We start from the raw sequence: 6788 nt of genomic DNA, 5'->3' as shown, positions 1-6788 counted from the left end.
GCCCGGGGCGCCGGGTCAGGTGATGGAGGCTCCCGAGTCGATGCTGATGACCTGGCCGGTCATGCAGTCCTGGTCGAGGAACAGCGTGATCGAGCGGGCGACCTCGCGCGGGGTGACGAACCGGGGCACCGGGACCTTCTCCCGCATGCCCGCCACCACGTGCTCGGGCAGGGTGTCCGTCATGCCGGTGATCATGAAGCCGGGCGACAGGGCGTTGACGGTCACCCCCCGGCGGCCGCACTCCGCCGCGAGCGTGCGGGTCAGCCCGATCAGGCCGGCCTTGGACGCCGAGTAGGCGGTCTGCCCGGCGGTGGCGATCAGCGCCGACGGGGAGACGATGTTCACCACCCGTCCCCAGCGGGCGCGCAGCATCGCCGGCACGCACGCCCTGGCGGTGTGGAAGGAGCCGACGAGGTTCGTGTCGATCACCTGCCGCCACTCGGCGGGGTTCTGCATCGCCATCAGCGCGTCCTTGCGGACCGCCCCGTTGTTGACGAGCACGTCCACCGGCCCCAGCGCGGCCTTGACCTGCTCGTACATCGCGGTGACCGCGTCCCAGTCGGCGACCGAGCCGCTCACCAGCACGTGGTCGTTGACCAGCTGGGCGGCGACCTTCTCCGCCCCGGCCCGGGAGCTGTTGTAGTGCACCGCGACCCGGCAGCCCGCCGCGTCCAGCGCCAGCGCCAGCTCGCTGCCCAGCCCCCCGGAGGCGCCGGTGACCAGCGCCACCGGGGAGTCGGGCCTGGCGCCGAAGGCGTCCTTGCCGCTCACCGCGCCACCCCTCCCCACGTCAGCAGGACCGAGCCCCACGTCATGCCCGCGCCGAACCCGGCCAAAAGCACCGTGTCGCCGTCCTTGACCCGACCCGAGTCCAGGGCCTCCGCCAGCGCGATCGGGATCGACGCCGACGCGGTGTTCCCGTAGCGCTCCAGGTTCGTCACCAGCCGGTCCGCGGGGATCCCCGTGTGGGAGAGCACCGAGTTGATGATCCGGATGTTCGCCTGGTGCGGGATGACGTGGTCGACGTCCTGCGGTGTGATCTTCGCCTGCTCCAGCGTCTCGCGGATCGTGCGCACCGTGTAGCGCACGGCGTTCAGGTAGATCTCGTTGCCGTTGATCTGCGCGTAGTGCAGGCCCTCGGCGACGGTCCGCTCGGTGGTGGGCATCCGCGAGCCCCCGGCCAGGACCTTCAGGCTGTTCTTGCACGAGCCGTCCGCGCCCAGGTTCCACGCCCGGATGCGGTCCACCGCGCCCGGCCGCAGGACCACCGCTCCCGCGCCGTCGCCGACCAGGATCGACAGGTCCCGGTCCCGCGGGTTCGCGGTCAGCGTGTGGGTGTCCGAGCCGATCAGCAGGATCGGGCGCGGGTCCATGCGCAGCAGGCCCGCCGCGGTCACCAGCCCGTACACGAAGCCGGCGCACTCGGAGTTCACGTCGTGGGCGCTGCCCGCGATGCCCAGCTCGTCGTGGACGAACGCCGACGTCGCCGGCGAGGGCTGCTCCGGGGTCGCCGTCGCCACGATCAGGTGCGCGATGTCCGCGCCCGTCAGGCCCGCGCGTTCCAGGGCCCGGCGCCCGGCCTCCACGGCCATCGACGCCGTGGTCTGCCCCGGGCCCACCGCCCTGCGCTCACGGATCCCGCACCGCGAGACGATCCAGTGCTCGTCCACGCCGAAACGCTCCGCGAGCTCGGCACTGGTCACCACCCGTTCGGGCACCGACATGCCCCAGCCGGTGACGTCGAAACCGCTCACCACCCGACCCCTCTCCTCGTCCGCCCGCCCGCGCCGGGTTCTCAGTTGGCCTCGGCCGGCACGAGCGCCAGGATCCGCTCGTGGACCACCCGCAGCGTCGTCGTGTCGTCGATGTCCGCGAACAGCGACTCGTCCGCCGGGATGTGCGGGTACTGGTTCTGGAAGCCGTACAGCCACTCCATCAGGTCCAGCGAGTCGACGTCCGCGATGTGCTGCAGCGCGGCGTCCGCGTCGATCTCCTGCGCACCGGAGACCGCCTGGAGCTGCTGGGCCAGGTCCTCGATCGTGGGAATCTGAGACATCAGTGATCGTTCCTCTCCTCGCCCACCCCCGTTTCCCGGGTGATGGGCACGTCAACGCGTCGAATGAACATGCCAGGAACAACCGCCGCCACCCCGCCCCGCACCCGTACCCCGACCACCCCGCCCACCGGCCGGCCGACAAACGCGGACGGGCGGGCAGGCGGACTGACGGACGAACGGACACGAGCGGGCCGGCAGACGGGCAGACGGAACCGGGCGCCTCGGCGACACCCCGCACAGGGCCCGGGCGAACCCGCACAGGGCCCGGGTGAACCCGTACAGGGCCCGGGTGAACCCGCACAGGGCTCAGGTGAACCCGTACCCGCGGACCCGCACCGCTCCGGAGAACCCTCCCGGCCACCCGCACCACCACCCCCGCCACCCCCGGCCGACCGGCCGGCCGGCCCCCGGACACGCGCCCCCGCACCCCGCCCCCGGGAACACACCACACACGGCACCGAGGGGACGGACGAACGAACGGACACACGGCCACAAGGAACGGACGGACGGACGGACAACAAGCAGGCGGAACAGGCGGAACGACGGGCGGAACGGGTGGGACAGCCGGCGGGAGAACCCTCCGGAACAACACGGCACGACCCCCCGGGAACAGCGGTCGACACCACCCGGGAACCGAAGCACCCCCCGCGACAGGCCGTGGGGGCCGCGTGTCTTGCCGAAACCGCATGAAACCCGCCCCCACGCAACCGGCCCGCAACCCACCCACCCCCCGCCCCCTTGCGCACCGCTTGCGAGACACACGCTTACCTGACCCACAACACACCGCACCCGCACGCACACCACCCCGAGCCCCGCCCCCGCACCACCCCGCCGTACCGGCCCGCACGGCGACCACCGCGCAACACCGGCCCGGCACCGCACCAGGCGCCACCGACCACCCGGCCGGACACCGCACCCGCCCGCCCCGGACGGCACCAACCAACCGGGGAAGCAGCCGAGTTCAGCCGGAACCACCGCCGCACACCGGACGGCACCCAGCCGCCCTGAACGACGGCCGGCCCAGCACCACACCACGCGGCACCGAACGGCCCGACCGTTCTCCCGGACGGCACCAACCACCCGGGACAGCGGCCGAGTTCAGCAAGACCACCGTCGGACACCGGACGGCACCCAGCCGCCCGCCGCCGGCACCAGGACAGCGGCCGGGCCTGTCACCCCGGCCCGCACCGGGCCGACCACCACGGAAACGGCCCGACCGGGCCGCCCACCCGCCCACCCCGCACCGGCCGACCCACCGCCGTCCGACAACCCCACACACCCACAACCGTCAACCGAGGGGCCCCATCCCATGACCACCGTCGAAGCCCGCACCATCAACCCCGACGTCGAGGCCATCCGCCACCACTACGAGGTCCCCAACGAGCTCTACCGACTCATCCTCGGCCCCACCATGATGTACTCCGGCGGCTACTGGGAGGACGGCGAGGACCTCGTCGCCGTCCTCGACGAGGCCCAGGAACGCAAACTCGACGCCTTCACCGACCTCGCCCGCGCCGCCCACACCGACACCGTCCTGGACATCGGCTGCGGCTGGGGCACCATGCTCAACCGCCTCACCACCGTCCACGGCGTCAAGAAGGCCGTCGGCGTCACCCTCTCCCGCACCCAGGCCGACTTCGTCGACGCCCTGAACAACCCCGCCATCGAAGCCCGCGTCGAAAGCTGGGAAGACCACCGCCTCGCCGACGGCCAGGCCCCCTACGACGCCGCGTTCTGCATCAACGCCCTCGAACACTTCGTCCTGTCCTCCCTCACCCCCAAAGAGCGCACCCAGCGCTACCGCGTCTTCTTCAAGCAGGTCCACTCCCTCCTCAAGCCCGGCGCCCGCTTCGTCCTGCACACCATGACCGTCGAGAACCCCCCACTGCGCCGCCAGCTCCTCGACGACCTCAAATTCCTCCAGCGCGAAGAGTTCGAAGGCTGCCACATCCCCCGCCTGCCCGAACTCGCCGCCGGCCTCGACGGCCTCTTCGAGGTCACCGAGATCCGCAACGAACCCGAGTCCTTCGCCCGCGCCTGCCGCGCCTGGCTCCAACTCCTCGCCGCCCGCCGCGACGAAGCCGTCACCATGACCGACGAGACCACCGTCGCCCGCTTCGAGCGCTACCTCGACATCTTCGCCTACCCCCTCGAAGACCACATCTTCAACAACTTCCGCGTCACCCTCACCCGCCGCGCCTGACCCCCGGGCCCACCCAGGACACCCGAGACAAGGACACCGACGCCATGACCACCACCCCCGCCCCCAACCGCACCACCAACACCACCACCACCGGCACCGGCACACCCACCGACGCCAGCACCGGCACAGCCCCGGCGGCGGGGGTGGCCCCCACCCCCACCACCAACACCAACGCGGGCACCAACACCGCGGGCACCGGCACCGGTAGGGCCGGCACCGGTAAGGCCGGCACCGGTACGGCCACCAACACGGGAACCGGCAAGGCCGGCACCGGTACGGGCACCACCACCGGAAGCGGCAGCAGCACGGCCACCGGTACGGCCACCGGCAGCGGCACGGCCACCGGTACGGGAACCAGCACGGGCACGACCGGCAGTGCCTCCGCCTCCGGCACGGGCGCGGCCGCCTCCGGCACGGGCGCCACCACGACCGCCCCCCGCACCCCGCCCCGCACCACCGGCACGGGCACCCGTACGGCCACCGCCGCGGCCATCACCGCCGCCACCGCCACCGCCACCGCCGGCACCGAGCACGCCACCGCCCCCCACCCCACCGGCGACCTCGCCGTCCGCCACCTCAAAGTCGCCGTCATCGGCGCCGGCATCTCCGGCCTCGGCACCGCCATCGGCCTCCTCAAAGCCGGCATCGACGACTTCCTCGTCTTCGAACGCGCCACCGACCTCGGCGGCACCTGGCGCGACAACACCTACCCCGGCTGCGCCTGCGACGTCCAGGCCCACCTCTACTCCTACTCCTTCGCCCGCAACCCCGACTGGAAATCCACCTTCGCCACCCAGGCCGAAGTCCACGCCTACCTCAAGGACTGCGCCACCCGACACGGCGTCGACCCCCACCTGCGCTACGACCACGAACTCCTCGACGCCACCTGGAACGACACCCACCACCACTGGGACATCCGCACCAAACACGGCCGCTACACCGCCCAGGCCCTCATCACCGGCACCGGCTACCTCTCCGACCCCGCCATCCCGAACATCCCCGGCCTCGACACCTTCACCGGAACCGTCTTCCACTCCTCACGCTGGAACCACGACCACGACCTGACCGGCCGCGACGTCGCCGTCATCGGCACCGGCGCCTCCGCCATCCAGTTCGTCCCCGCCATCCAACCCGACGTCAACCGCCTCGACCTCTACCAGCGCACACCCCCCTGGGTCGCCGCCAAACCCGACAAGCCCAACACCCCCCGCCACACCTGGATGCTCCGCCACCTCCCCGGCTACCAGCGCTTCCGCCGCACCTTCAACAAACACGGCCGCGAAATCGTCGCGTTCTTCATGTCCCGCCCCTCCCGCACCACCGGCATGAAGAACATGGCCGCCGGCCACCTCAAGAAATCCGTCACCGACCCCACCCTGCGCGCACGCCTCACCCCCGACTACACCGTCGGCTGCAAACGCCTCCTCTTCTCCAACACCTGGTACCCCGCCATCCAACAACCCAACGTCGACATCGTCTCCGACACCATCACCCACATCGGCCCCACCCACATCACCACCACCGACGGCACCACCCGCCACATCGACACCATCATCCTCGCCACCGGCTTCACCGCCACCGACCGCCCCGTCGCCCACCTCATCCACGGCCGAAACGGCCACACCCTCGCCGACACCTGGAACCGCGACGGCATGACCGCCCACCGCGGCACCACCATCCACGGCTTCCCCAACCTCTTCATGCTCCTCGGCCCCAACACCACCCTCGGCCACTCCTCCCAAACCGTCATGATCGAAGCCCAGATCACCTACATCCTCGCCGCCCTCAAAACCCTCCACACCCACCACCTCACCACCCTCGACGTCCACCCCCACGCCCAAACCACCTACAACAACACCCTCCAAAACCGCCTCAAAAACACCGTCTGGAACACCGGCGGCTGCACCAGCTGGTACACCGACACCAAAGGCAACAACCCCTCCATCTGGCCCACCTACACCTGGCGCTTCCGCCACCAAACCCGCACCTTCGACCTCACCAACTACCAAACCACCACCCACACCAACCACACCCCCAACCCCTAACCCACCACCCACACACCCGGCACCCACGCACCCGCGCACCCGCGCACCCGCGCACGCCAACGGCCCACACGCGCCCACACCCGCACGCACGCGCCCACGGCCCGAACAAGGACGAGGACACACCAACAAGGCCAACAGGCACCGGGACACGGACAAGGCCAACGGACAACGGGGCAAGGACACGCGGACAGGGACAACCGGCACCGGGAACAAGAACAACGGGCAACGGACAACGAGCAAGGGGACAAGGGGACAACGGACAGGCCGGCCCACACCACGGACCGGCCACCCACCCCACAGCACCACGGCACACAACACGGGCACCAGGCACCAGGCACCAGGCACCAGGCACCAGCAGAAGCCAGCCCGGCCAGGACCGACGAAGCCAACGCGGTGAGACCCGAAGACCGGCAGGAACACCCAGCACGGCCAGCTGAAGCACAACAGCAACAAAGCCGGCCCCGCACCACCACAACCAGTACAA

General features: G+C 70.9%; 5 protein-coding genes. 2 read left to right on the top strand and 3 right to left on the bottom strand.

What is annotated here, in order from left to right:
* Positions 1-15: 15 nt before the first annotated feature.
* The 3 genes from AE652_RS27730 to AE652_RS27720 are packed head-to-tail and all read right to left on the bottom strand — an operon-like array spanning position 16 to position 2056.
* Positions 16-771 (bottom strand): SDR family NAD(P)-dependent oxidoreductase, encoded by a 756-nt coding sequence (locus AE652_RS27730; RefSeq protein ID WP_049656301.1) that lies wholly within the window; start codon positions 769-771, stop codon positions 16-18.
* Positions 768-1754, bottom strand: coding sequence for a 3-oxoacyl-ACP synthase III family protein (locus AE652_RS27725; RefSeq protein WP_049656304.1), 987 nt, complete (start codon positions 1752-1754; stop codon positions 768-770). The genes AE652_RS27730 and AE652_RS27725 overlap by 4 nt, the downstream gene beginning before the upstream one ends.
* Before the next feature lie 41 nt (positions 1755-1795).
* A complete protein-coding gene (locus tag AE652_RS27720; RefSeq protein WP_049656300.1) occupies positions 1796-2056 on the bottom strand; it encodes a hypothetical protein in 261 nt (86 codons plus the stop codon).
* A 1309-nt stretch (positions 2057-3365) separates the two neighbouring features.
* Here AE652_RS27720 and AE652_RS27715 point away from each other — a divergent pair.
* The gene (locus AE652_RS27715; protein ID WP_049656299.1) at positions 3366-4259 is read left to right on the top strand and encodes a class I SAM-dependent methyltransferase; all 894 of its coding nucleotides are present in this window, start codon (positions 3366-3368) and stop codon (positions 4257-4259) included.
* Between the two features lie 44 nt (positions 4260-4303).
* Entirely contained in the window at positions 4304-6304 is a 2001-nt protein-coding gene (locus AE652_RS27710) for an NAD(P)/FAD-dependent oxidoreductase (RefSeq protein ID WP_199823151.1), read from the top strand.
* Positions 6305-6788: the final 484 nt, after the last annotated feature.

The sequence above is a fragment of the Kitasatospora sp. MY 5-36 genome (assembly GCF_001182915.1).
Lineage (GTDB): Bacteria > Actinomycetota > Actinomycetes > Streptomycetales > Streptomycetaceae > Kitasatospora.
This window is presented reverse-complemented; position numbering and strand designations above follow the sequence as displayed.